At 54.6% G+C, this 23,194-nt stretch carries 19 protein-coding genes and 5 tRNA genes; 21 read left to right on the top strand and 3 right to left on the bottom strand.

Features of this window, described 5'->3' with window-relative positions; genetic code table 11:
- The first annotated feature begins 7 nt into the window (after nt 1-7).
- The 6 genes from AABB92_RS19700 to AABB92_RS19675 all read left to right on the top strand — a co-directional run bounded on the left by AABB92_RS19700 (nt 8) and on the right by AABB92_RS19675 (nt 8,356).
- Nucleotides 8-3,769, top strand: a complete 3,762-nt coding sequence (locus AABB92_RS19700; protein WP_031374759.1) for a nitrate reductase subunit alpha — start codon at nt 8-10, stop codon at nt 3,767-3,769.
- Nucleotides 3,766-5,310, top strand: coding sequence for a nitrate reductase subunit beta (gene narH / locus AABB92_RS19695; RefSeq protein WP_031374760.1), 1,545 nt, complete (start codon nt 3,766-3,768; stop codon nt 5,308-5,310). The genes AABB92_RS19700 and narH overlap by 4 nt, the downstream gene beginning before the upstream one ends.
- Complete coding sequence (narJ, locus tag AABB92_RS19690) at nt 5,307-6,035, top strand: nitrate reductase molybdenum cofactor assembly chaperone (protein WP_031374761.1); 729 nt, start codon at nt 5,307-5,309, stop codon at nt 6,033-6,035. The genes narH and narJ overlap by 4 nt, the downstream gene beginning before the upstream one ends.
- Nucleotides 6,032-6,709: a respiratory nitrate reductase subunit gamma gene (gene narI, locus AABB92_RS19685; RefSeq protein WP_031374762.1), complete on the top strand. Its 678-nt coding sequence runs from the start codon at nt 6,032-6,034 to the stop codon at nt 6,707-6,709. The genes narJ and narI overlap by 4 nt, the downstream gene beginning before the upstream one ends.
- Nucleotides 6,710-6,857: 148 nt before the next feature.
- Nucleotides 6,858-7,940 carry a lytic murein transglycosylase B gene (mltB, locus tag AABB92_RS19680; protein ID WP_031374763.1) on the top strand — a complete coding sequence of 361 codons (1,083 nt, stop codon included), beginning with the start codon at nt 6,858-6,860 and terminating at the stop codon, nt 7,938-7,940.
- 80 nt (nt 7,941-8,020) lie between these two features.
- A complete protein-coding gene (locus AABB92_RS19675; RefSeq protein ID WP_031374764.1) occupies nt 8,021-8,356 on the top strand; it encodes a zinc ribbon domain-containing protein YjdM in 336 nt (111 codons plus the stop codon).
- Between the two features lie 35 nt (nt 8,357-8,391).
- Here the strand turns inward: AABB92_RS19675 and AABB92_RS19670 are convergent, their stop codons facing one another.
- Entirely contained in the window at nt 8,392-9,279 is an 888-nt protein-coding gene (locus AABB92_RS19670; RefSeq protein WP_031374765.1) for a dihydrodipicolinate synthase family protein, read from the bottom strand.
- A gap of 167 nt (nt 9,280-9,446) precedes the next feature.
- Here AABB92_RS19670 and tam point away from each other — a divergent pair, with 167 nt between their 5' ends.
- From tam to luxS, 15 genes are all read left to right on the top strand, one after another.
- Nucleotides 9,447-10,223, top strand: coding sequence for a trans-aconitate 2-methyltransferase (tam, locus tag AABB92_RS19665; RefSeq protein WP_031374766.1), 777 nt, complete (start codon nt 9,447-9,449; stop codon nt 10,221-10,223).
- 105 nt (nt 10,224-10,328) lie between these two features.
- Nucleotides 10,329-10,823 carry a nicotinamide-nucleotide amidase gene (gene pncC, locus AABB92_RS19660; RefSeq protein WP_046289604.1) on the top strand — a complete coding sequence of 165 codons (495 nt, stop codon included), beginning with the start codon at nt 10,329-10,331 and terminating at the stop codon, nt 10,821-10,823.
- Between the two features lie 96 nt (nt 10,824-10,919).
- On the top strand, nt 10,920-11,990 hold the full coding sequence (recA, locus tag AABB92_RS19655; RefSeq protein ID WP_031374767.1) for a recombinase RecA: 1,071 nt from the start codon (nt 10,920-10,922) through the stop codon (nt 11,988-11,990).
- 124 nt (nt 11,991-12,114) lie between these two features.
- The gene (locus AABB92_RS19650; RefSeq protein WP_031374768.1) at nt 12,115-12,633 is read left to right on the top strand and encodes a regulatory protein RecX; all 519 of its coding nucleotides are present in this window, start codon (nt 12,115-12,117) and stop codon (nt 12,631-12,633) included.
- Between the two features lie 133 nt (nt 12,634-12,766).
- Nucleotides 12,767-15,394: an alanine--tRNA ligase gene (gene alaS, locus AABB92_RS19645; RefSeq protein ID WP_031374769.1), complete on the top strand. Its 2,628-nt coding sequence runs from the start codon at nt 12,767-12,769 to the stop codon at nt 15,392-15,394.
- A 250-nt stretch (nt 15,395-15,644) separates the two neighbouring features.
- Nucleotides 15,645-15,830 (top strand): carbon storage regulator CsrA, encoded by a 186-nt coding sequence (gene csrA / locus AABB92_RS19640; RefSeq protein WP_008927091.1) that lies wholly within the window; start codon nt 15,645-15,647, stop codon nt 15,828-15,830.
- 285 nt (nt 15,831-16,115) lie between these two features.
- A tRNA-Ser gene (locus AABB92_RS19635) sits at nt 16,116-16,208 on the top strand.
- A gap of 8 nt (nt 16,209-16,216) precedes the next feature.
- Nucleotides 16,217-16,293: transfer RNA gene (locus tag AABB92_RS19630), tRNA-Arg, on the top strand.
- Between the two features lie 216 nt (nt 16,294-16,509).
- A tRNA-Arg gene (locus tag AABB92_RS19625) sits at nt 16,510-16,586 on the top strand.
- A gap of 190 nt (nt 16,587-16,776) precedes the next feature.
- Nucleotides 16,777-16,853: transfer RNA gene (locus AABB92_RS19620), tRNA-Arg, on the top strand.
- A 189-nt stretch (nt 16,854-17,042) separates the two neighbouring features.
- A tRNA-Arg gene (locus AABB92_RS19615) sits at nt 17,043-17,119 on the top strand.
- Between the two features lie 460 nt (nt 17,120-17,579).
- Nucleotides 17,580-18,146: a fructose-1-phosphate/6-phosphogluconate phosphatase gene (gene yqaB / locus AABB92_RS19610; RefSeq protein ID WP_031374770.1), complete on the top strand. Its 567-nt coding sequence runs from the start codon at nt 17,580-17,582 to the stop codon at nt 18,144-18,146.
- On the top strand, nt 18,143-18,571 hold the full coding sequence (locus tag AABB92_RS19605) for a YqaA family protein (RefSeq protein WP_031374771.1): 429 nt from the start codon (nt 18,143-18,145) through the stop codon (nt 18,569-18,571). The genes yqaB and AABB92_RS19605 overlap by 4 nt, the downstream gene beginning before the upstream one ends.
- A 31-nt stretch (nt 18,572-18,602) precedes the next feature.
- Nucleotides 18,603-20,210, top strand: a complete 1,608-nt coding sequence (gene gshA / locus AABB92_RS19600) for a glutamate--cysteine ligase (RefSeq protein ID WP_031374772.1) — start codon at nt 18,603-18,605, stop codon at nt 20,208-20,210.
- 150 nt (nt 20,211-20,360) lie between these two features.
- Nucleotides 20,361-20,876, top strand: coding sequence for an S-ribosylhomocysteine lyase (gene luxS / locus AABB92_RS19595; RefSeq protein ID WP_031374773.1), 516 nt, complete (start codon nt 20,361-20,363; stop codon nt 20,874-20,876).
- Nucleotides 20,877-20,933: 57 nt separating this feature from the next.
- On the opposite strand, the gene AABB92_RS19590 is transcribed toward luxS, so the two are convergent.
- Nucleotides 20,934-22,220, bottom strand: coding sequence for an HlyC/CorC family transporter (locus AABB92_RS19590; RefSeq protein ID WP_031374774.1), 1,287 nt, complete (start codon nt 22,218-22,220; stop codon nt 20,934-20,936).
- 15 nt (nt 22,221-22,235) lie between these two features.
- A complete protein-coding gene (locus AABB92_RS19585; protein ID WP_031374775.1) occupies nt 22,236-23,036 on the bottom strand; it encodes a cytochrome C assembly family protein in 801 nt (266 codons plus the stop codon).
- Nucleotides 23,037-23,194: the final 158 nt, after the last annotated feature.

Raw genomic sequence — 23,194 nt, 5'->3', positions numbered from 1 at the left:
ATTCCGGATGAGCAAGTTTCTCGATCGGTTTCGCTATTTTAAACAGCTGGCGGAGCCTTTCTCTGGCGAACATGGCCAGTCACTGAACAGCAACCGAGACTGGGAAGATGGTTACCGCAGTCGCTGGCAGCACGATAAAATTGTCCGCTCCACGCATGGGGTCAACTGCACCGGCTCCTGCAGCTGGAAAATCTACGTGAAAAATGGCCTGGTGACCTGGGAGACGCAACAGACCGACTATCCGCGTACCCGTCCCGATCTGCCTAATCACGAACCGCGTGGCTGTCCGCGTGGTGCCAGTTATTCCTGGTATCTCTACAGCGCCAACCGGCTGAAATATCCACTGATGCGTAAGAAGCTGATTCAGCTGTGGCGCGAGGCGAAACAGCAGCACAGCGATCCGGTCGATGCCTGGGCCTCGATTATCAGCAACCCGGAAAAAGCCAAAAGCTATAAGCAGGCGCGCGGCCGCGGTGGGTTTGTGCGGTCCAGCTGGCAGGAGGTCAATGAGATGATCGCCGCCGCTAACATCTGCACTGCGAAAACCTACGGTCCGGACCGGGTGATGGGTTTCTCACCTATCCCGGCGATGTCGATGGTCTCCTATGCGGCAGGCGCGCGTTATCTGTCGTTGATTGGCGGTACCTGCCTGAGTTTTTACGACTGGTATTGCGATCTGCCTCCGGCATCACCGATGACCTGGGGCGAACAGACCGACGTGCCGGAATCGGCCGACTGGTACAACTCTTCTTACATCATCGCCTGGGGCTCAAACGTGCCGCAGACGCGTACCCCTGATGCGCACTTCTTTACCGAAGTGCGTTACAAAGGCACCAAAACCGTGGCGGTGACGCCGGACTATGCCGAGGTTGCCAAGCTGTGCGACCAGTGGCTGAATCCGAAACAGGGCACCGACAGTGCAATGGCGCTGGCGATGGGCCACGTGATGCTGAAGGAGTTTCATCTCGATCGCGAAGTCAGCTATTTCAGCGACTACGTGCGTCGTTATACCGATATGCCAATGCTGGTGTTGCTGGAGCCGCGTGAAGGTGGCTTTTACGCCGCCGGACGCCAGCTGCGAGCCAGCGATCTGATCGATGGTCTCGGTCAGGATAATAATCCTGAATGGAAAACGGTGGCGATCAACGAGGCGACCGGCCAGCTGGTGGCACCGCAGGGTTCAATCGGCTTCCGCTGGGGTGAAAAAGGTAAATGGAACCTTGAGCAGCGTGACGGGACGACGCAGCAGGAAGTTCAACTGCAGCTCAGTCTGCTGGGTGGCCATGACGAGGTGGTTGAAGTTGGTTTCCCTTACTTTGGCGGGATCACCAGTGAGCATTTCAACAGCGTCGCGCTGGATGAAATCCTGCTGCATAAGCTGCCGGTAAAACGTCTGCAACTGGCCGATGGCAGCGAAGCGCTGGTCACCAGCGTTTACGATCTGACGCTGGCAAACTACGGTCTGGAGCGCGGACTGGGTGATGCCAACTGCGCGCAAAACTACGACGAGGTGAAAGCGTACAGCCCGGCCTGGGCCGAGAAGATCACCGGCGTTTCGCGCCAGAATATCATCCGCATTGCCCGTGAATTTGCCGACAATGCTGAGAAGACCCGCGGCCGCTCAATGATTATCGTCGGTGCCGGTATGAACCACTGGTATCACATGGACATGAACTACCGTGGCCTGATGAACATGCTGATCTTCTGCGGCTGCGTCGGTCAGAGCGGCGGTGGCTGGGCGCACTATGTGGGTCAGGAGAAACTGCGTCCGCAGACCGGCTGGGCCCCGCTGGCATTTGGCCTCGACTGGCAACGTCCGCCACGTCAGATGAACAGTACCTCATTCTTCTATAACCACTCCAGCCAGTGGCGTTATGAAACCCTCGCCACCAGCGAGCTGCTGTCGCCGCTGGCAGATAAAAGTCGCTACAGCGGCAGCCTGATCGACCTTAACGTGCGTTCTGAGCGCATGGGCTGGCTCCCGTCGGCGCCGCAGCTCAACGTTAACCCGCTGCATATCGCCGCACAGGCGCAAGCCGCTGGCCTGTCGCCGCTGGATTACACCGTTGAGAGTCTGAAAAAAGGCACGCTGCGTTTCGCCGCCGAACAGCCAGACGATCCGCAGAACTTCCCGCGTAACCTGTTTGTCTGGCGTTCTAACCTGCTCGGCTCATCCGGTAAAGGGCACGAATATATGCTGAAGTACCTGCTGGGTACTGAAAACGGCATTCAGGGTAAAGATCTGGGTAAGCAGGGCGGCGTCAAGCCTGAAGAGGTGGAGTGGCTGGATCAGGGGGCTGAAGGCAAACTGGATCTGGTGGTGACCCTCGATTTCCGTATGTCGAGTACCTGCCTCTACTCTGATGTGGTGCTGCCAACCGCCACCTGGTATGAAAAAGACGACATGAATACCTCGGATATGCATCCGTTTATTCATCCGCTCTCTGCCGCGGTCGATCCAGCCTGGGATTCAAAAAGCGACTGGGAAATCTATAAGGGCATCGCAAAAGCCTTCTCCGATCTCTGCCCTGGCCATTTAGGGGTAGAAACGGATGTGGTCACGCTGCCGGTACTGCACGATTCGCCAGCCGAACTGGCGCAGCCGTTTGACGCCAGAGACTGGAAGAAAGGCGAATGTGAGCTGATTCCAGGTAAAACCGCGCCACACATCATGCTGGTAGAGCGTGATTATCCGGCCACCTGGGCGCGCTTTACCTCACTGGGTCCGCTGCTTGATACCCTGGGTAACGGCGGCAAAGGCATCGGCTGGAATACTGAGAAAGAAGTCGATTTCCTTAAGCAGCTTAACTATGTCAAAGCGGATGGCCCGGCAGCGGGACGGCCGAATATCGACACGGCCATCGACGCGGCAGAAGTGATCCTGACGCTGGCCCCGGAAACCAACGGTCAGGTAGCCGTTAAAGCCTGGCAGGCGCTGGGTGAGATTACCGGCCGCGACCATACCCATCTGGCGCTGAACAAGGAAGATGAAAAAATTCGCTTCCGCGATATCCAGGCACAGCCGCGCAAAATCATCTCCAGCCCAACCTGGTCTGGTCTGGAAGACGAACATGTCTCCTACAACGCCTGCTACACCAACGTTCACGAGCTGATTCCGTGGCGCACCCTGAGTGGCCGCCAGCAGCTGTATCAGGATCATGAGTGGATGCGTGCCTTTGGTGAAAGCCTGCTGGTCTACCGTCCGCCGATTGATACCCGTGCTGCCAAACCGTTGCTCAACAGCAAACCTAACGGTAATCCGGAGAAGGCACTGAACTTCCTGACACCACACCAGAAGTGGGGCATTCACTCCACCTACAGCGATAACCTGCTGATGCTGACCCTGTCGCGCGGCGGACCGATTGTCTGGATGAGCGAAGACGATGCCCGTGAACTGGGGATTGTCGATAACGACTGGATTGAGGCGTTCAATGCCAACGGTGCGCTGACCGCGCGTGCGGTGGTAAGCCAGCGTATTCCGGCCGGGATGACCATGATGTATCACGCCCAGGAACGTATTGTGAATATTCCGGGTTCAGAGATCACCAGCCAGCGCGGCGGTATTCATAACTCCGTCACCCGTACCTGTCCGAAACCGACCCATATGATCGGCGGCTATGCCCAGCTCTCCTGGGGCTTTAACTATTACGGCACCGTCGGTTCTAACCGCGATGAATTCGTGGTGGTAAGAAAAATGAACAACATTAACTGGTTAGACGGGGAAGGCAACGATGCCTGTCAGGGCAGCCAGCAGGAGGTAAAACCATGAAAATTCGCTCACAGGTCGGCATGGTGCTGAACCTCGACAAATGTATCGGCTGCCACACCTGCTCGGTAACCTGCAAAAACGTCTGGACCAGTCGTGAAGGGATGGAATATGCCTGGTTCAACAACGTAGAGAGCAAGCCCGGCGTCGGTTATCCCCACGCCTGGGAAGATCAGCAGAAATGGAAGGGCGGCTGGATCCGGAAAATCAACGGCAAGCTGGAGCCGCGCATGGGAAACCGTGTCGGCGTGCTGTCAAAAATCTTCGCTAACCCGGATGTGCCGGCGCTGGATGATTACTACGAACCGTTCGATTTCGATTACCAGCATCTGCACAATGCGCCGGCCGGTAAGCACCAGCCGATTGCACGCCCGCGTTCACTGATCACCGGTCAGCGGATGAAAAAAATCGAAAATGGCCCGAACTGGGAAGAGATCCTCGGCGGTGAATTTTCCAAACGTTCACAGGATAAAAACTTCGACAATATCCAGAAGGATATTTACGGCCAGTTTGAACACACCTTCATGATGTATCTGCCGCGCCTGTGTGAGCATTGCCTCAACCCTGCCTGCGTGGCGACCTGTCCGAGTGGTGCCATCTACAAGCGTGAAGAAGATGGCATTGTGTTGATCGACCAGGATAAATGCCGTGGCTGGCGTATGTGCCTTACCGGCTGCCCGTACAAAAAGATCTACTTCAACTGGAAGAGCGGCAAATCAGAAAAATGCATTTTCTGCTATCCGCGTATTGAAGCCGGCCAGCCGACCGTCTGCTCGGAAACCTGTGTCGGACGTATCCGCTATCTCGGCGTACTGCTGTATGACGCAGACCGTATTGAACAGGCCGCCTCAGCAGAGAACGAAAAAGATCTCTATCAGAGCCAGCTGGATATCTTCCTCGATCCACACGATCCGGCGGTGATCGCCCAGGCGCTGAAAGATGGCGTAGCGCAAAGCGTGATTGACGCGGCGCAACGTTCGCCGGTGTACAAAATGGCGATGGACTGGAAGCTGGCGCTGCCGCTGCATCCGGAATATCGCACCCTGCCGATGGTGTGGTATGTGCCGCCGTTGTCACCGATTCAGTCAGCCGTCGACGGTGGTGCACTGGCGCACACCGGCGTGCTGCCGGACGTTGAAAGCCTGCGTATTCCGGTCGAGTATCTGGCGAACCTGCTGACCGCCGGTGATACCGCGCCGGTGCTGCTGGCGCTGAAACGCATGCTGGCGATGCGTCATTACAAGCGGGCAGAAAGCGTCGAAGGTAAACGCGATGTCCGGGCGCTGGAACAGGTCGGTCTGAGCGAAGCGCAGGCGCAGGAGATGTACCGTTATCTGGCTATCGCCAACTACGAAGATCGCTTTGTGGTGCCGTCCAGCCATCGCGAACTGGCACGTGAAGCCTTCCCGGAAAGTAAAGGCTGCGGCTTTAGCTTCGGCGATGGCTGCCACGGCAGCGACAGCAAATTCAACCTGTTCAACAGCCGCCGTATCGATGCCATCGACATCACTAAACAAACCGTACGCCCGGAGGATGCATCATGATTGCGCTACGTGTGCTGTCGCGCCTGCTGGATTACCCGGATGAGGCGCTGTTTAGCCACCATCAGAACCTGATTGAGGCGCTGGAAAGCGCCCCTGAACTCGACCCAGCGCAGAGCGCACGGCTGGTGGACTTTATCCACCAGCTCTGCGCCCGGCCACTGCTCGACGTTCAGGCTGATTACTGCGAACTGTTTGATCGCGGCCGCGCCACCTCGCTGTTGCTGTTTGAACATGTGCACGGTGAGTCACGCGATCGCGGTCAGGCGATGGTCGATCTGCTGGCGCAGTATCGGGCCGACGGACTGGAGCTGGATAGCAAAGAGCTGCCTGATTATCTCCCGCTTTACCTTGAATACCTCGCCTGTAAAACGGCTGATGAGGTGCGTCAGGGTTTAGAGGATATCGCGCCGATCCTGGCGCTCCTGGCGGCGCGGCTGGTGGAACGTGAAAGTCCCTATGCCGCTCTGTTCAGTGCGCTGTTAACGCTTTCGGGTACCGCTATCCAGCCTGACGCCTTACGGCCGCAGGTGGCACAGGAAGCACGCGACGATACCCCGGCGGCCCTGGATGCCGTCTGGGAAGAGGAGCAGGTTAAATTTCTTGGCGAACAGGGCTGCGCCTCGGCGCAACAGGCCGCGCATCAGCGCCGTTTCGCCGCAGCGGTTGCGCCGCAGTATCTGGATATCGCTCAGGCTACTCCGCGCGCCACAGGAGAATCAGCATGAATTTTCTCAACACTTTCTTCTTTGATATTTACCCCTACCTTGCCGGGACGGTCTTTCTGGTCGGCAGCTGGCTGCGCTACGATTACGGGCAGTACAGCTGGCGCGCCGGTTCCAGCCAGATGCTGGATAAAAAAGGGATGCGGCTCGCCTCTAACCTGTTCCACATCGGCATCATCGGTATCTTTTTCGGCCATATCGTCGGGATGCTGACGCCTCACTGGATGTATCAATCCTTTCTGCCGCTCGACGTGAAGCAAAAGCTGGCGATGATTGCCGGTGGCGTGTTTGGCGCGATGACGCTGGCCGGTGGCGCACTGTTGCTGAAACGCCGTCTGACTAACCCTCGGGTGCGGGCAACCAGCAGCGTCGGCGATATCCTTATCCTGAGCTTACTGGTGGCGCAGGCTACCCTCGGACTGCTGACCATTCCTTTCTCGGCACAGCATATGGATGGCAGCGAGATGATGAAGCTGGTGGGCTGGGCGCAGGCAGTGGTGACCTTCCATGGCGGTGCATCCCATCATCTTGACGGCGTGGCTCTGATCTACCGGCTACATATGGTGCTGGGAATGACGTTATTCCTGCTGTTTCCATTCTGCCGCCTGGTGCATATCTGGAGCGCGCCGGTGGAGTATCTCACCCGTCGTTATCAGCTGGTGAGAAATCGCCGCTGACGAGGTGACGGTCACCGGCACAGCGCGTCCGGTGACCGTTTTTCGGGGCAGTTTCTTGACGTTTTTTTAAGAATTTGACCTGTATGTCGTTGCGCTGAACGACTACTATTAGCGCATCTGAATCTACCCCCTCGTTTATGGATTACCGATGCGTCTCAAGCTAGCTCTCCTTGCGTTCATCCCGTTACTGGCCTCCTGCAGCAGCAAACCTGAAGTCCCCCAACAGCAAAAGATGCTGGCTGCACCGCAAGGTGGATTCTTGCTCCAGCCGTCGCACAGTGGATCCGCGATGTTTGGTGACTTTGCCGGCAACCCGGCGGCAGAACAATTTATCGATCAGATGGTGGAGAAGCACGGCTTCGATCGCCAGCAACTGCATAACATTATTGGTCAGGCAAAGCGGCTGGACTATGTGCTGCGCCTGATGGATCGCCAGGCACCGAGCTATACGCCGGCACCGGGACCTAACGGTGCCTGGATTCGCTATCGCAATAAGTTTATTACGCCGGACAACGTCCAAAACGGCGTCGCCTTCTGGGATCAATATCAGGATGCGCTGCAACGCGCGCAGCAGGTCTACGGCGTGCCGCCTGAAATCATCGTCGGCATCATTGGCGTTGAAACCCGCTGGGGGCGCGTGATGGGGAAAACGCGTATTCTGGATGCGCTCGCGACCTTATCCTTCAACTATCCGCGTCGCGCGGCTTACTTCAGCAGCGAACTGGAAACCTTCCTGTTGATGGCGCGTAATGAGCAGGACGATCCGCTGGCGCTGAAAGGCTCGTTTGCCGGGGCGATGGGCTATGGTCAGTTCATGCCATCGTCCTACAAAGAGTACGCGGTGGACTTCAACGGTGATGGCCACGCCAACCTGTGGGATCCGGTTGATGCCATCGGCAGCGTGGCGCACTACTTCCAGCAGCACGGCTGGCGCAGCGGCGAAAACATTGCGGTCCCGGCCAGTGGTCAGGCGCCCTTGCTTGAAGATGGCTTCAAGACCCGCTACAGCGTAGGCATGCTGGCTGCCTCCGGCCTGTCGCCGCAGGGCTCACTCAATGGCAACGACCAGGTGAGCCTGCTACGGCTTGATTTGGGCACCAGCTATCAGTACTGGTACGGTTTACCCAACTTTTATGTCATTACCCGTTATAACCACAGCACCCATTACGCGATGGCGGTGTGGCAGTTAGGCGAGGCCGTTAGCAAGGCGCGGCAGGGCGGAATGCTATAAAGACTGTCCTTATCAACTGTAAGGTTATATGATGACGCCCTTTTTCAGGCCCATCAGCCCTTGTTATCTCTGGAGTCGTTATGTCTTTACCTGCCTGCCCAGCCTGTCACGCCGATTACACCTGGCAAGATGGCGATAACCTTAACTGTCCTTCCTGTGGTCATATCTGGACCGAGGCGGAAAGTGACAGCAGCAATCAGTCGCTGGAAGTGCGTGACGCTAACGGCAATCTGCTGGCAGATGGCGACAGCGTCACAGTGATTAAAGATCTCAAGGTGAAGGGGAGTTCTTCGTCGCTGAAGATTGGCACCAAAGTGAAAAGCATCCGTCTGGTTGAAGGGGACCACAACATCGACTGTAAGATCGACGGTTTTGGTCCGATGAAATTGAAGTCTGAGTTCGTCAAAAAGAACTGAGGCTGGCGGGCGCAGGGAGGCGCCCGTAATGCTGATTAGCTGAATAACCGATCGAGCGCCGCACACTGTTGCGCGTCTAAAGTGCCACCGTAATTACGCGATGCGCTACGCATTGAATCATAGCGACGCGACACCGCGGTTTTTATCGTGGTCACAAAGTCATCACCGATGCTGTAAATCGCCATCATCCGGCCAATCTGTTGCTGGATACGCGTCAGTTCAGCCATATTGCCGTCACGCCACGCCTGCATCATTTGGGCAAAAACCTCCGGCACAATATTGTTCAGTCCCGAGATTACCCCGGCGCCACCCGCCAGCAGATTGGGCAACAGATATTCGTCATAGCCCGACAGCACCGCAAAATCGCTGCGTACCTTTTTTGTCTCGTCAATCATTGCCCGGTTATGCGACAGGCAGTCGACGGTATCCTTAATGCCGATGAAATTCGGCAGTTTTGCTGCTAACGCGGCGACCAGCGTGGGGGAGAGGTCGCAGCCGGTGCGCGCCGGAAAATTATAGGCAAACCACTTGCCGCCTAACTGCTGATCGAGCGTTTCAAAATAATGCATCAGCTGGTTCTGCGTCTGGCCGTAGTAGTAGGGCGGCAGAACCATCACCGCGTCGTAACCACTTTCCCATGCCGCTTCAGCCAGCGACAGCATATCCGCGACGCAGGTAGCGGAGACATTAGCCACCATTGTCAGCGGCGATAGGGGACGGGCTTCTTTAATCAGCTGTAAGCGTTCCTGCTGCGTCAATGAGGCGAACTCGCCAATACTGCCCATGATCAGTAAGGTATCAATGCCTGAACGGTTGAGGCGCGAAAAATGGCGTCCGAGCGCATCGATATCGATCGCACCCTGCGCATTAAACGGGGTCACCGAGGGACACCAGACGCCGGCAAAGGCAGATTCTGCAGTCATGACTCACTCCTGAGTAGCGTTTAGGGAAAATGAAACAGTGTTTTAACTTAATTATTCCGCCTTAGCACCGCCAGTATTCGATTCAGAAATGAGCAACAGGTCGCACTTTTCCGCGTTTAAAGCGTCTTATCGATCGGTCACGTCAGATAACCAAACCGGAGGTGAGCATGAAAGAGTGGGATCCTGAGTTGTATCGCAAGTTTGAGGCGGAACGCACCCGCCCGGCACGTGAACTGCTGGCGCACATCAGCGTTGAAGAGGTTGAGCAGGTGACCGATTTGGGCTGCGGTCCGGGCAACAGCACCGAATTGCTGGCTGAAGCCTGGCCGCTGGCCACGGTCTGCGGGCTCGACAGTTCAGCAGCGATGTTAGCCCAGGCGCGCGAACGGTTACCGCACTGCCGCTTTGTACAGGCGGACATTCGCAGCTGGCAGGCAGAAACGCCTCAGCAGGTGATCTATGCCAATGCGTCGCTACAGTGGCTGGATAACCACGCGACGCTGTTTCCCCATCTGGTGGAACAACTGGCACCCGGCGGCGTGCTGGCAGTGCAGATGCCCGATAATCTCAATGAGCCCTCGCATCGATTGATGCGCGACGTGGCGGCGTCTGAACCCTGGCATTCCCGTATTGATGCCAAAACGGCGGACCGTAAACAGCTGCTCCCGACCGGCGACTATTACGATCTGCTCACCGGCACCGGCTGTGACGTGGATATCTGGCGCACCACCTATTATCACGTGATGGCCGATGCACAGGCGATTATCAGCTGGCTACAGGCGACCGGCCTGCGCCCGTTTCTGGCCATGCTGGATGAAGCCGAACAGGCGGATTTTCTGGCGGCCTATCATCAGCGTTTGCTCAGCGCCTATCCGGCGCAGCGCGATGGTCAGGTTCTGCTCGCTTTCCCGCGTCTTTTTATCGTTGCCGTGAAAAAAAGCTGAGGTTAAGGGAAAACAGGCCGCAAAAAGCGGGCAATACTTAAGACAGGGCTTGAAAAAGTGGCGGTGTTGCACCACTTTCATTGCACCACCTGAGGGAGAAACACGATGGATGATCGGCAGTTGCAGGCGCTTAGCGCGCAGATCGGTGAGAAGCTTAAGCAGCAAAACGCCACCGTAACCTGTGCAGAATCCTGCACCGGAGGGTGGATTGCCAAGGTGTTTACTGACATCAGTGGCAGCTCAGCCTGGTTTGAACGCGGCTTCGTGACCTACAGTAATGATGCCAAGCAGCAGCTGGTGGGCGTTCAGGCAACGTCGCTGGAACAGTACGGAGCGGTGAGTGAAGCCGTGGTGCGCGAAATGGCGCTGGGCGCAAGGCACGCCGCCCGGGCAGACTACGCCATCTCCGTGAGCGGTATTGCCGGGCCGGATGGCGGCAGTGCGGAAAAACCGGTCGGCACCGTCTGGTTCGGTTTTGCCGGTCCGCAGGATAAAGTCCTGACTTTTCAGCAGCATTTCTCCGGTGACCGTGAGGCGGTACGCCGCCAGTCCGTCGCCTGGGCACTACAGCGGCTGTATGGCGAATTTCTGACAAATTAAACTTGATACTGTATGACTATACAGTATAATTGTCGGCAACAGAAAGAGTGCAGGCACCCCTGAGTGCGTGTTTACCCGGCTTGATTAGGAGTTGAAATGGCGATTGATGAAAACAAACAAAAGGCTTTAGCTGCCGCGCTGGGCCAGATTGAGAAGCAATTTGGTAAAGGCTCCATCATGCGCTTGGGTGAAGACCGCTCAATGGATGTGGAAACCATCTCTACCGGTTCGCTGTCGCTGGACATTGCGTTAGGCGCAGGCGGTCTGCCAATGGGCCGTATCGTTGAGATTTACGGGCCAGAGTCTTCAGGTAAAACCACGCTGACCCTGCAGGTAATCGCGTCAGCACAGCGTAAAGGCAAAACCTGTGCCTTTATCGATGCTGAGCATGCGCTGGATCCGGTTTACGCCAAGAAACTGGGCGTAGACATCGACAACCTGCTTTGTTCGCAGCCAGACACCGGTGAGCAGGCGCTGGAGATTTGTGATGCGCTGGCCCGCTCAGGCGCGGTTGACGTAATCATTGTCGACTCCGTGGCGGCACTGACGCCGAAAGCGGAAATCGAAGGTGAAATCGGTGACTCACACATGGGCCTGGCGGCACGTATGATGAGCCAGGCGATGCGTAAGCTTGCCGGTAACCTGAAGCAGTCCAACACCCTGCTGATCTTCATCAACCAGATCCGTATGAAAATTGGTGTGATGTTTGGTAACCCGGAAACCACTACCGGTGGTAACGCGCTGAAGTTCTACGCTTCTGTCCGTCTTGATATCCGCCGTATCGGCGCTATCAAAGAGGGCGATAACGTGGTGGGCAGTGAGACTCGCGTTAAAGTGGTGAAAAACAAAATCGCGGCGCCATTTAAACAGGCAGAGTTCCAGATCATGTACGGCGAAGGCATCAACACCTTCGGCGAACTGGTCGACCTGGGCGTGAAGCACAAGCTGATCGAAAAAGCGGGTGCATGGTACAGCTACCAGGGCGATAAGATTGGTCAGGGTAAATCGAATGCCAGCAACTTCCTCAAAGAGAATGCGGCTGTCGCAAACGAGATTGATCTGAAGTTACGTGAAATGTTACTGAACGGCGCTGACGATAAGCTTGCAGCAGAGCAGTCTGCTGACAAAGTTGAAAACGCAGCCAGTGAAGCGAACGAAGACTTCTAATCACTCACGCGGGGGTGGAGAAATCCACTCCCGTTGTTTTTTACCACTTACCCTCTCTTTCTTACCTTTCTTCTCTCCCGATCTGTCGCCATAATCCCCTTCCCGTTAGTACAAGGTGCGCAGTATGTCTGAACAATCCCAGCCCCAACCCAACATTGTCTCTTTTTCTCGTCTGCTCGACCGTGCGATGCGCATTCTTGGACAGCGCGATCACAGTCGTGCCGAATTAGCGCGTAAGCTGCAACAGTCGGCGCAGCGTGCGGCGTGGGCACAGCAGAAAGAGCCGGAAATCGTCACCGAAGAGCTGCTGGAAAAAGTGCTCAACTGGTGCCAGGAAAATGGCTGGCTAAACGACGCGCGTTTCACCGAACGTTTTATTCAGAGCCGAAGCCGCAAAGGTTTTGGTTCACAGCGGGTACGTCTGGAACTGGCGCAGAAGGGGATCGATCGCGAGGCGATTGATATTGCGATGGAAGAGACCGAGGTGGACTGGTCTGCCTGTGCTGCCCAGCTGGCTGAACGTAAATTCGGACACCCGTTACCGAAAGAATGGAAAGAGAAAGCCAAAGTACTACGCTATCTACAGTCAAAAGGCTTCATGAGCGAAGATATTCAGTCCGTTTTCAGAAATTTTGACGACTAAAAGCCGATGTAATTTTACTTCCCACTGAAGAAAATTTATCTTATTCCCACTTTTTGTTCCTCTAATCAGGCGCCGCCAGGATGTGGCATCGCGGAAAAGATGGAACGTTCGTTAGCGTGATTCCAGGATATATATGAGCAAGAGCACTGCTGAGATCCGTCAAGCGTTTCTCGACTTTTTTCATAGCAAGGGACATCAGGTTGTAACCAGCAGCTCCCTCGTACCGAATAACGATCCGACGTTGCTGTTTACCAACGCCGGAATGAACCAGTTCAAAGATGTTTTCCTCGGCCAGGACAAGCGTGATTACTCACGTGCGACCACTTCACAGCGCTGCGTGCGTGCCGGTGGCAAACACAACGATCTTGAAAATGTCGGCTACACCGCACGTCACCACACTTTCTTTGAAATGCTGGGTAATTTCAGCTTTGGTGACTACTTCAAGAAAGAGGCAATCGCTTTTGCCTGGGAACTGTTGACGAGCGAGCAGTGGTTCGGCCTGCCAAAAGAGCGTCTGTGGGTTACGGTATATGAAACCGATGATGAAGCTTATGCCATCTGGGCCAACGAGATTGGCGTGCCGCACGAACGCATTATCCGTATCGGCGACAACAAGGGCGGGGCTTACGCGTCAGATAACTTCTGGCAGATGGGCGACACCGGCCCTTGCGGTCCCTGCAGCGAAATTTTCTACGATCACGGCGATCACATCTGGGGTGGACCACCAGGCAGCCCGGAAGAGGATGGCGACCGCTACATTGAGATCTGGAACATCGTCTTCATGCAGTTCAATCGTCAGGCGGATGGCACCATGCTGCCGCTGCCGAAACCGTCGGTTGATACCGGCATGGGCCTGGAGCGCATTACTGCCGTACTGCAACACGTCAACTCTAACTATGAAATCGACCTGTTCCAGAAACTGATCCAGGCGGTAGCGCAGGTGACCGGTGCCACCGATCTGAGCAATAAATCACTGCGCGTGATTGCCGATCATATCCGCTCCTGTGCATTCCTGATTGCCGATGGCGTGATCCCGTCGAATGAGAACCGTGGTTACGTGCTGCGTCGCATCATTCGTCGTGCCGTACGTCATGGCAACATGCTGGGCGCGAAAGACGCATTCTTCTATAAGCTGGTCGCGCCGCTGGTTGAGGTGATGGGATCGGCCGGTGAAGAGTTACAGCGTCAGCAGGCTCAGGTTGAGCAGGTGCTGAAAAGCGAAGAAGAGCAATTCGCTAAGACTCTGGAACGCGGCCTGGCGCTGCTGGACGAAGAGCTGGCGAAACTGCAGGGTGATACGCTGGATGGCGAAACGGTCTTCCGTCTGTACGATACCTTTGGCTTCCCGGCTGACCTGACGGCTGATGTCTGCCGCGAACGCAATCTGAAGATCGACGAAGCGGGCTTCGAGCAGGCGATGGAGCAACAGCGCCAGCGCGCACGTGAAGCGAGTGGTTTCGGCGCGGATTACAGCAACGTTATTCGTATCGATGCGGCGTCCTCGTTCAAAGGCTACGACCAGCTGGATTTAGCCGCGACGGTGAAAGCGCTGTACGTGGCAGGCGAGTCGGTGAATGAAGTCACCGAAGGCCAGGAAGCGGTTGTGGTACTGGATGAAACGCCATTCTATGGCGAATCAGGCGGTCAGGTCGGCGATACCGGCGTGCTGACAGGGAAGAATGCTGAATTTAGCGTACAGGACACACAAAAATATGGTCAGGCAATCGGTCATATCGGTAAGCTGACGGCAGGGCAGTTACGTATCGGCGATCGCCTTGAAGCAAAAGTTGATGCGGCACGCCGGGCGCGTATCCGTCTTAACCACTCTGCAACCCACTTATTGCATGCCGCGCTGCGTCAGGTATTAGGTGAGCATGTTGCACAGAAAGGATCTCTGGTTAACGATAAATACCTGCGTTTTGACTTCTCGCATTTCGAAGCGATGAAACCTCAGGAGATTCGCCAGGTCGAAGATATTGTCAACGCGCAGATTCGTCGCAACTTGCCGGTTGAAACCGACGTGATGGATCTTGAGGCGGCGAAATCTAAAGGCGCCATGGCGCTGTTTGGCGAAAAATATGATCAGCGCGTGCGCGTCCTGACCATGGGTGATTTCTCGGTTGAGCTGTGCGGCGGCACGCACGCGGCACGTACCGGCGACATCGGTCTGTTCCGTATCCAGGCTGAGTCAGGCACTGCGGCGGGTGTTCGTCGTATTGAAGCGATTACCGGTGAAGGCGCCCTGGCGCAGGTCAATGCGCAGAGCAGCCAGCTGCACGATCTGGCGCAGCTGGTGAAAGCCAACAGCAGCAACCTGAATGAAAAAGTACGTGGTCTGGTGGATCACGTACGGGCGCTGGAGAAAGAGTTGCAGCAACTGCGCGATCAGCAAGCGGCGCAGGAGAGCGCGTCTCTGAGCAGCAGTGCCATCGACGTGAAAGGCGTGAAGCTGCTGGTCAGTGAGCTGAATAACGTTGAGCCGAAAATGTTGCGTACCATGGTGGATGACCTGAAAAACCAGTTGGGTTCGGCCATCATTGTGTTAGCGACGGTTGCGGAAGGTAAAGTGTCGTTAATCGCTGGCGTGACCAAAGATTTGACTGACCGGGTTAAAGCCGGTGAACTGATTGCAGGTCTGGCGCAGCAGGTCGGCGGCAAGGGCGGTGGACGCCCGGATATGGCGCAGGCTGGCGGAACCGATGTGGCGGCCCTGAAAAGCGCGTTAACAGGGGTTGAGGACTGGGTCAGCAGCCGTCTGTAAGTGAATTAAAACAAGGCATCGTATAAAGCGTCAGAACGGTTGTTCCGGCGCTTTTTCATACGATGTCAGAGTAGCAAATGACAAAGTCAGGTTGATGTAGTGTATTTCGGCTAAACTAACTATCAGCAGAATGTATTAGCGCATCGATGTGCATTGGTGTATTTGTCATACTCATTGTGCAGCGTTAAATGATGGATAATGCCGGGAGCCTGTACAAGCCCGACTCTTTTAATCTTTCAAGGAGCAAAGAATGCTTATTCTAACTCGTCGAGTTGGTGAAACCCTCATGATCGGTGATGAGGTGACTGTAACGGTGCTGGGTGTTAAAGGTAACCAGGTTCGCATCGGGGTTAACGCTCCGAAAGAAGTGTCTGTGCATCGCGAAGAGATCTATCAACGCATCCAGGCTGAAAAAACGCAACAAACCAGCGTTTAACGGATTCAGCGTCTCGCACCTGTGCGAGGCGCTACCGCTTTATCGACCCATTCCCCCCTTTTTCTTTTCTCCCCCTTATTCCCTTTTTTGTTAATTGCATCATCTTTCATTGTTGATAATTCACTCTTTTTGCCGTCATTTTGGCCCAATTGTCTGTCATTTGTTCAATCAAACAAACCTTCGGAAAAATTGTTTGACTTATAAGTGCGGGAAAGTAATATGTGCGCCACGCAGTGCCGATGAGCGGAAACAAAGTTCAGCGGCGCAGTTCGGAAGAACGCGTAAGGTGAGGTGGCCGAGAGGCTGAAGGCGCTCCCCTGCTAAGGGAGTATACGGTCAAAAGCTGTATCGAGGGTTCGAATCCCTCCCTCACCGCCATTTCCGATGCATCCATAGCTCAGCTGGATAGAGTACTCGGCTACGAACCGAGCGGTCGGAGGTTCGAATCCTCCTGGATGCACCATATTTTCGAATGTGGAGAAGTGCCTCAGTGTGACATGACGCAATTAGTGTTCAGGTCGTACTAAGGAGGTTAACGTTGCATCAGCAATGGCCCGCAGGGCGAAGCGCAAGCTGAGTAATCCTCCTGGATGCACCATCGGAATAAAAACAAAGTGAACTAGCAATTCCTTTCATGGTGAGTAGTTAGCACCCTGCGTTGTACAAGAATTAAATCAATGCATCCATAGCTCAGCTGGATAGAGTACTCGGCTACGAACCGAGCGGTCGGAGGTTCGAATCCTCCTGGATGCACCATATTTTCGAATATGGAAAGTGCCTCAGTGTGTCATAGCGTGAAAATCGTCAGACTGCACTAAGGAGGATAACATTGCATCAGCAACGGCCCGCAGGGCGAAGCGTAAGCTGAGTAATCCTCCCGGATGCACCATTCTTCGTATCATTCCCAGGTTGATTTCTGAAAGTCCATAAAAAGTAATTCCCCAATGCATCCATAGCTCAGCTGGATAGAGTACTCGGCTACGAACCGAGCGGTCGGAGGTTCGAATCCTCCTGGATGCACCATATCTTCGGATAGGGAAGTGCCTTAGTGTGTCATAGCGTGAAAATCGTCAGACTGCACTAACGAGGATAGCGTTGCCTCAGCAACGGCCCGCAGGCCGAAAAGTAAGCTGAGACATTATCCGCGATGCACTCTTCACTTTGCTGTTTTACCGGTTAGCAACCTGCTCCGTAATCCCCCAGATTTCCGTTGCATCCATAGCTCAGCTGGATAGAGTACTCGGCTACGAACCGAGCGGTCGGAGGTTCGAATCCTCCTGGATGCACCATCTCTTTCGATATCATTATCTCCTCAGCGTCTTATAGCGTTCTCATTGTTCAGGCTGCACTAACGTGCATAACGTTGCCTCAGCAACGGCCCGCACTGGTGCCTCCTCTGAATGAGCCCTTTGCATTTCTTCCTCTACTGCTCACGTTTAATCGCAAAACCGATCTGCTTTATCAACCCGGCTAACAGGCTGTCTGGCCTGACTCTTTCTGCTGACGGTTAGCGCGTAAATCCGGTTTTCTATTGCTGGCTTTTAATTGATGCCAGCCAGCTCCGGTTTACCCTCTGCGGATAAAAAATGCTGCAATTTCGTACGGTTATTGCCGGTCGCAGACGATCACCTTTATCTGAAAAGAAAAATTGCTAATGCTTTCAAAGCATTTGCTGTTCATCCCCCCTGGCGACAACCTGTGCACATTAGGCTAAAGTAATGTCTCATTTGTTGGAGGTCCGGAGTGACTATGTACGATCAATACGACGCCCTGATTTTCGATATGGACGGCACCATTCTCGATACTGAGCCGACACATCGAAAAGCGTGGCGTCAGGTACTGGCGCGTTATGGAATGACGCTGGATGAAGCGCGTATTGTCGGCTTTAATGGTGCTCCTACCTGGCGACTGGCGCAGTTCATCATCGAAACGAATCAGTCGTCTCACGATCCTCATCTTCTTGCCGCCGAAAAGACCGCCGCAGTGAAAGCCATGCTGTTGGAAAATGTTCAGCCGCTTCCTTTGATGGAGGTGGTGAAGGCTTACCACGGGCGTCGTCCTATGGCAGTCGGTACCGGCAGTGAACAGAGCATGGCAGATGCGTTACTGACGCAGCTGGGCGTGCGTGAGCTGTTTTCCGCCGTGGTCGGCGCTGATGACGTACAGCGTCATAAACCTGAACCAGATACCTTCTTACGCTGCGCCGAGCTGTTGGGCGTGGCGCCAGAGCGCTGTGTGGTTTTCGAAGATGCAGATTTTGGCGTTCAGGCGGCGAAAGCGGCAGGGATGGATGTGGTGGACGTCCGCTTACTGTGAGTGAGATGCTCGCCTATGCCTCATTGTTCGGCAGCAGTTTTTTAAGTGCGACGCTCCTGCCAGGAAGCTCTGAAGCACTGCTGATAGCACTATTAATTGCAAAAAAGACGTCAGTTTATGGGTTGCTTTTGGCCGCATCACTGGGAAACACCTTGGGCGGCTTAACCAACATTTTTCTTGGTCGCTTGCTGCCGTTAAAACGTCAGGGGCGATGGCATGACACAGCAATGACGTGGTTGCACCGATTGGGTCCTGCAGCACTGTTATTTAGCTGGTTACCAGTGATAGGTGATCTGCTCTGCGTGCTTGCAGGCTGGTTACGCTTCGCCTGGTTACCGGCGATGTTGTATCTCGCTGTCGGTAAAACACTGCGTTATATCGTTATCGCGACCGCCACATTACAGGGTATGCAATGGTGGCATTGATTCGCACAGATTCGAGGCTACGGTTAACATTATGCTGAACAAAAATAAATTATTCTCACAGCGGGAGGTTAATGTGATCCCGGACGTATCTAAAGCGCTCTCCTGGCTGGAAGCGCATCCTGATGCCCTTAAGGGTATCGGCCGTGGCATCGAACGTGAAACGTTGCGCGTGCAGGCAGACGGTAAGCTGGCGGAAACCGGTCACCCCGAATCACTGGGTTCGGCGCTGAAGCATGACTGGATTACCACAGACTTTGCCGAAACGCTGCTGGAGTTCATTACGCCAGTGGATCACAGCATCGATCACATGCTGGCTTTCCTGCGTGATATTCATCGTCATGTTGCCCGTGAACTCGGCGAAGAGCGTATGTGGCCCTTCAGCATGCCGTGCGAGATTGACGATGCGAACAAGATTGAACTGGCACAGTATGGGAAATCCAATATTGGCCAGATGAAAACGCTGTACCGCCAGGGGCTGAAAAACCGCTACGGCGCGTTGATGCAGACCATCTCCGGTATTCACTATAACTTCTCGCTGCCGCTCTCTTTCTGGCAGGAATGGGCCGATGTGAAAGATCAGGAAAGCGGGAAAGAGACCATCTCTGCCGGCTATCTGCGACTGATCCGTAACTATTATCGTTTTGGCTGGGTGATCCCGTATCTGTTTGGTGCGTCGCCCGCCATCAGTTCCAGCTTCCTGCAGGGCCGCGAGAGCGCACTGCCGTTTGAAACTAATGATAAAGATACCCTGTGGCTGCCGTATGCCACCTCGCTGCGTCTGAGCGATTTAGGCTATACCAACAAATCCCAGAGCGCGCTGGGCATTACCTTCAATTCACTGGAAGGCTATGTCACTGCGCTGAAGAAAGCGATCAAGACACCGTCGGAAGAGTATGCTGAGATGGGCACCAAAGATGCCGACGGCAACTGGCTCCAGCTCAACACTAACGTGCTGCAGATTGAAAATGAACTCTATGCGCCTATCCGGCCTAAGCGCGTTACGCGCTCGGGTGAAGCGCCTTCTGACGCGCTGCTGCGTGGCGGCATTGAGTACATTGAAGTGCGCTCGCTGGATATTAACCCGTTCTCAGCGATTGGCGTGGACGAGAACCAGGTGCGCTTCCTCGACCTGTTCCTGATCTGGTGTACGCTGGCTGACGCGCCGGAAATGAGCGCTGACGAGCTGCAGTGTACCCGTAAAAACTGGAATAGGGTGGTGCTGGAAGGGCGTAAGCCGGATCAGAAAATTGCGGTCGGCTGTGGTGAAGCGGAGCATTCGCTGGTTGAAGTCGGTAAGACACTGTTTGCCGATCTGCGTCGGGTGGCGGAAGTTTTAGACAGCAACAACCAGGGCAGCACGCAATATCAACAAGTTTGCGATCAACTGGTGGCATCGTTCGACGATCCTGAGCTAACCTATTCGGCGCGCATCCTTCAGGCGATGAAGGACAATGGTGTTACCGGTACCGGTGTGGCGTTAGCGGAACAGTATCGCCATCTGCTTTGCGAAGAGCAGCTGGAAGTGCTGAGCGAAGACGATTTCAGTCGTCAGGCGAAGGAGTCTGTGGCAGCACAGCAGGCGCTTGAAGCCGATGACAAACTGGATTTTGAGGCTTATCTGGCGAGCCGGGAAGGGTAGAAAAGAAAAAGGCCACATCAATGTGGCCAAATTAACATCTCTGTTGTCAGGGATGATGATAACAAATGCGCGTCTTTCATATATTCAGACGTTGGGCGAACAGAAAAGTTTCATCGTTTTAAAAAAAATTCTTAAAACAGGAGGTGACGTATGCCACTACTGGACAGTTTTACCGTTGATCACACTATCATGGCCGCTCCCGCCGTACGCGTTGCGAAAACCATGAAGACTCCGCATGGCGATACGATTACCGTTTTTGACCTGCGTTTTTGCCGCCCGAACATTGATATCCTCACTGAGCGTGGCATTCATACGCTGGAGCACCTGTTTGCCGGTTTCATGCGTAATCATCTGAACGGTGACGGCGTTGAAATCGTTGATATCTCGCCAATGGGTTGCCGTACTGGCTTCTACATGAGCCTGATTGGTACGCCAGACGAGCAGCGCGTAGCAAAAGCGTGGAAAGGGGCGATGGAAGACGTTCTGAAAGTTAAAGATCAGAACCAGATCCCTGAGCTGAACGAATACCAGTGCGGCAGTTACAAGCTGCACTCGCTGGAAGAAGCACAGCAGATCGCCCGCAATGTGCTGGCGCATGATATCGGTGTTAACCGCAACGAAGATCTGAAACTGCCTGCTGAGAAGCTGAAAGAACTGCACATCTAGTCAGGACTTTTCTGCTAAAAAAAACGCCGCATTATTATTGCGGCGTTTTTTTATGGCTTAAGAGCCGATAGATTTCTTTAACGGCGTGGTCGGTGTGATGCGGACCTGTTTAATCATGTTGTCCTGCACATCGAGGATGTCGATGTTGTACTGACTGATTTGCACCCGGGTCTGCACCTCAGGAATCTCCTCCAGCGCCTCCAGCAGCATGCCATTGATGGTGCGGGCTTCCTGCTCCGGCAGATGCCAGTTAAACGCCTTGTTGATTTCACGCACGTTGGCGCTGCCTTCAACCAGCACCGATCCATCATTCTGCGGCATCACTTCTTCAGCCAGCGAAGGCGACATCGAGGTGGTGAAATCGCCGACGATCTCTTCCAGAATATCCTCTATCGTCACCAGTCCTTTGATATCGCCATACTCATCAACCACCAGTCCGGCTTTCTTCTTATTGCGCTGAAACTTCACCAGTTGGGTATTGAGCGGCGTGCCTTCCGGGATGTAGTAGATCTCATCGGCAGCGCGCAGCAGCGTCTCTTTGGTGAACTCTTTTTTCTCGGTCATCATGCGCCAGGCCTCACGCACCCGCAGCATGCCGACGCAGTCATCCAGCGAATCCCGGAACAGCACGATGCGGCCGTGTGGCGAATGACTTAACTGGCGGACCACCGACTTCCAGTCATCGTTGATGTTGATGCCGACGATCTCATTACGCGGCACCATGATGTCATCCACACTGACCTTCTCGAGATCGAGGACGGACAACAGCATGTCCTGATTACGGCGTGATATCAGGTTACGCGATTCGTAAACGATGGTACGCAGCTCTTCTTTACTCAGCGCGGAATTGGCAGAGCCGTCAGCGCGAATACCGACCATCCGCATCAGCAGACGGGTAATGGTGTTCAGCAACCAGACCAGCGGCAACATAATGTATTGCAACGGACCCAGCAGGAAGCTACTGGGATAGGCGACTTTTTCCGGATAGAGCGCCGCCACGGTTTTTGGTAACACTTCGGCAAACACCAGCACCACGAAGGTCAGTACACCGGTGGCGATGGCAACGCCGGCATCACCATACAGGCGCATCCCGACGATGGTACCGAGGGCAGAAGCAAGAATGTTGACCAGGTTGTTGCCGATCAGCACCAGGCTAATCAGGCGGTCAGGGCGGCGCAGCAATTTTTCGACGCGACGGGCAGCGCGGTGGCCATTTTTAGCCTGATGGCGCAGCTTGTAGCGATTGAGAGTCATCATGCCGGTTTCAGAGCCCGAAAAATAAGCCGAAACCAGCACCATGATGATCAGCGTAACAATCAGCGTGGTGGTTGAAACATGTTCCAACGCAGAACTTCCTTTTTAACGAGAGGTAGGGATAAGCAGGTGCTGTAGGATGCGACTGCCAAAGTAGGCCATGGTTAATAACAATGCGCCGCTGCAGTTAAACCACACCACACGACGTCCACGCCAACCTTCATGATAGTGCCCCCACAGCAAAACGATATACACAAACCAGGCGATGATGGAGAGCACCGCTTTATCGACGTTTTCCGCGCTGAAAAGATCCTGCATGTAAAACAAGCCGGTACACAGCACCAGCGTCAGTAGTACTACGCCGACCTGGGTAATGTGAAACATCTTGCGTTCAATCGTCAGCAGCGGCGGCATATCCTGGGTAAAGGTCAGTCGCTTGTTTTTCAGCTGATAATCGATCCACGCCAGTTGCAGCGCATACAGCGCCGCGATGATCAGCGTCGCGTAGGCAAACAGCGAGAGGCCGATATGAATCATCATGCCTGGGGTGGTTTCCAGATGAGTGATAAACGCATTGGGCACAAAAGTAGCAAAGGCGAGGTTGATCAGCGCGAAGCTATAAACAATCGGCAGCAGTAACCAGCCACGGTTGCGGGACGCCACAATGGTCATGATGGCACAGATCAACAGACTGACCAGCGAGCCGATATTGAGCAGGCTTAAGTTCTGTCCACTGTCGACGGCAAAAATACGTTGCTGCAAGGCCACCGCGTGAGTAATCAACGCGACGCAGGCAGAGAGCATCGCCATTCGCCGCCAGCCGCCGTTACGTTTCAACAGGCTGGGAATGATCAGTGCAAGACTAAGGGAGTAGGCGAACAGCGCCACTATCGCGAAAACGAACATAGATCCTTTCGGGTATCAGTCAGATAAGGAAAACGGCAGTATAGCGCCAGCCGCAGCTGGCACCAAACGATCTGAGGGGCAATTGCAGAGATCGCTGAGGCTTCGTGTTATAATCCGCCGCATTCTGCCGATCAGGCGCCTCGCGATCTTTTTAAGTG

It is taken from the genome of Pantoea brenneri (assembly GCF_038594305.1).
Taxonomy (GTDB): domain Bacteria; phylum Pseudomonadota; class Gammaproteobacteria; order Enterobacterales; family Enterobacteriaceae; genus Pantoea; species Pantoea brenneri.
The sequence above is the reverse complement of the archived record's forward strand: the minus strand, read 5'-3'. Positions and strand labels throughout refer to the sequence as shown.

Coding starts and splice junctions, on each gene's coding strand:
- AABB92_RS19700 (WP_031374759.1), top strand. CDS start 8: ATGAGCAAGTTTCTCGATCGGTTTCGCTATTTTAAACAGCTGGCGGAG.
- narH (WP_031374760.1), top strand. CDS start 3,766: ATGAAAATTCGCTCACAGGTCGGCATGGTGCTGAACCTCGACAAATGT.
- narJ (WP_031374761.1), top strand. CDS start 5,307: ATGATTGCGCTACGTGTGCTGTCGCGCCTGCTGGATTACCCGGATGAG.
- narI (WP_031374762.1), top strand. CDS start 6,032: ATGAATTTTCTCAACACTTTCTTCTTTGATATTTACCCCTACCTTGCC.
- mltB (WP_031374763.1), top strand. CDS start 6,858: ATGCGTCTCAAGCTAGCTCTCCTTGCGTTCATCCCGTTACTGGCCTCC.
- AABB92_RS19675 (WP_031374764.1), top strand. CDS start 8,021: ATGTCTTTACCTGCCTGCCCAGCCTGTCACGCCGATTACACCTGGCAA.
- AABB92_RS19670 (WP_031374765.1), bottom strand. CDS start 9,279: ATGACTGCAGAATCTGCCTTTGCCGGCGTCTGGTGTCCCTCGGTGACC.
- tam (WP_031374766.1), top strand. CDS start 9,447: ATGAAAGAGTGGGATCCTGAGTTGTATCGCAAGTTTGAGGCGGAACGC.
- pncC (WP_046289604.1), top strand. CDS start 10,329: ATGGATGATCGGCAGTTGCAGGCGCTTAGCGCGCAGATCGGTGAGAAG.
- recA (WP_031374767.1), top strand. CDS start 10,920: ATGGCGATTGATGAAAACAAACAAAAGGCTTTAGCTGCCGCGCTGGGC.
- AABB92_RS19650 (WP_031374768.1), top strand. CDS start 12,115: ATGTCTGAACAATCCCAGCCCCAACCCAACATTGTCTCTTTTTCTCGT.
- alaS (WP_031374769.1), top strand. CDS start 12,767: ATGAGCAAGAGCACTGCTGAGATCCGTCAAGCGTTTCTCGACTTTTTT.
- csrA (WP_008927091.1), top strand. CDS start 15,645: ATGCTTATTCTAACTCGTCGAGTTGGTGAAACCCTCATGATCGGTGAT.
- yqaB (WP_031374770.1), top strand. CDS start 17,580: ATGTACGATCAATACGACGCCCTGATTTTCGATATGGACGGCACCATT.
- gshA (WP_031374772.1), top strand. CDS start 18,603: ATGCTGAACAAAAATAAATTATTCTCACAGCGGGAGGTTAATGTGATC.
- luxS (WP_031374773.1), top strand. CDS start 20,361: ATGCCACTACTGGACAGTTTTACCGTTGATCACACTATCATGGCCGCT.
- AABB92_RS19585 (WP_031374775.1), bottom strand. CDS start 23,036: ATGTTCGTTTTCGCGATAGTGGCGCTGTTCGCCTACTCCCTTAGTCTT.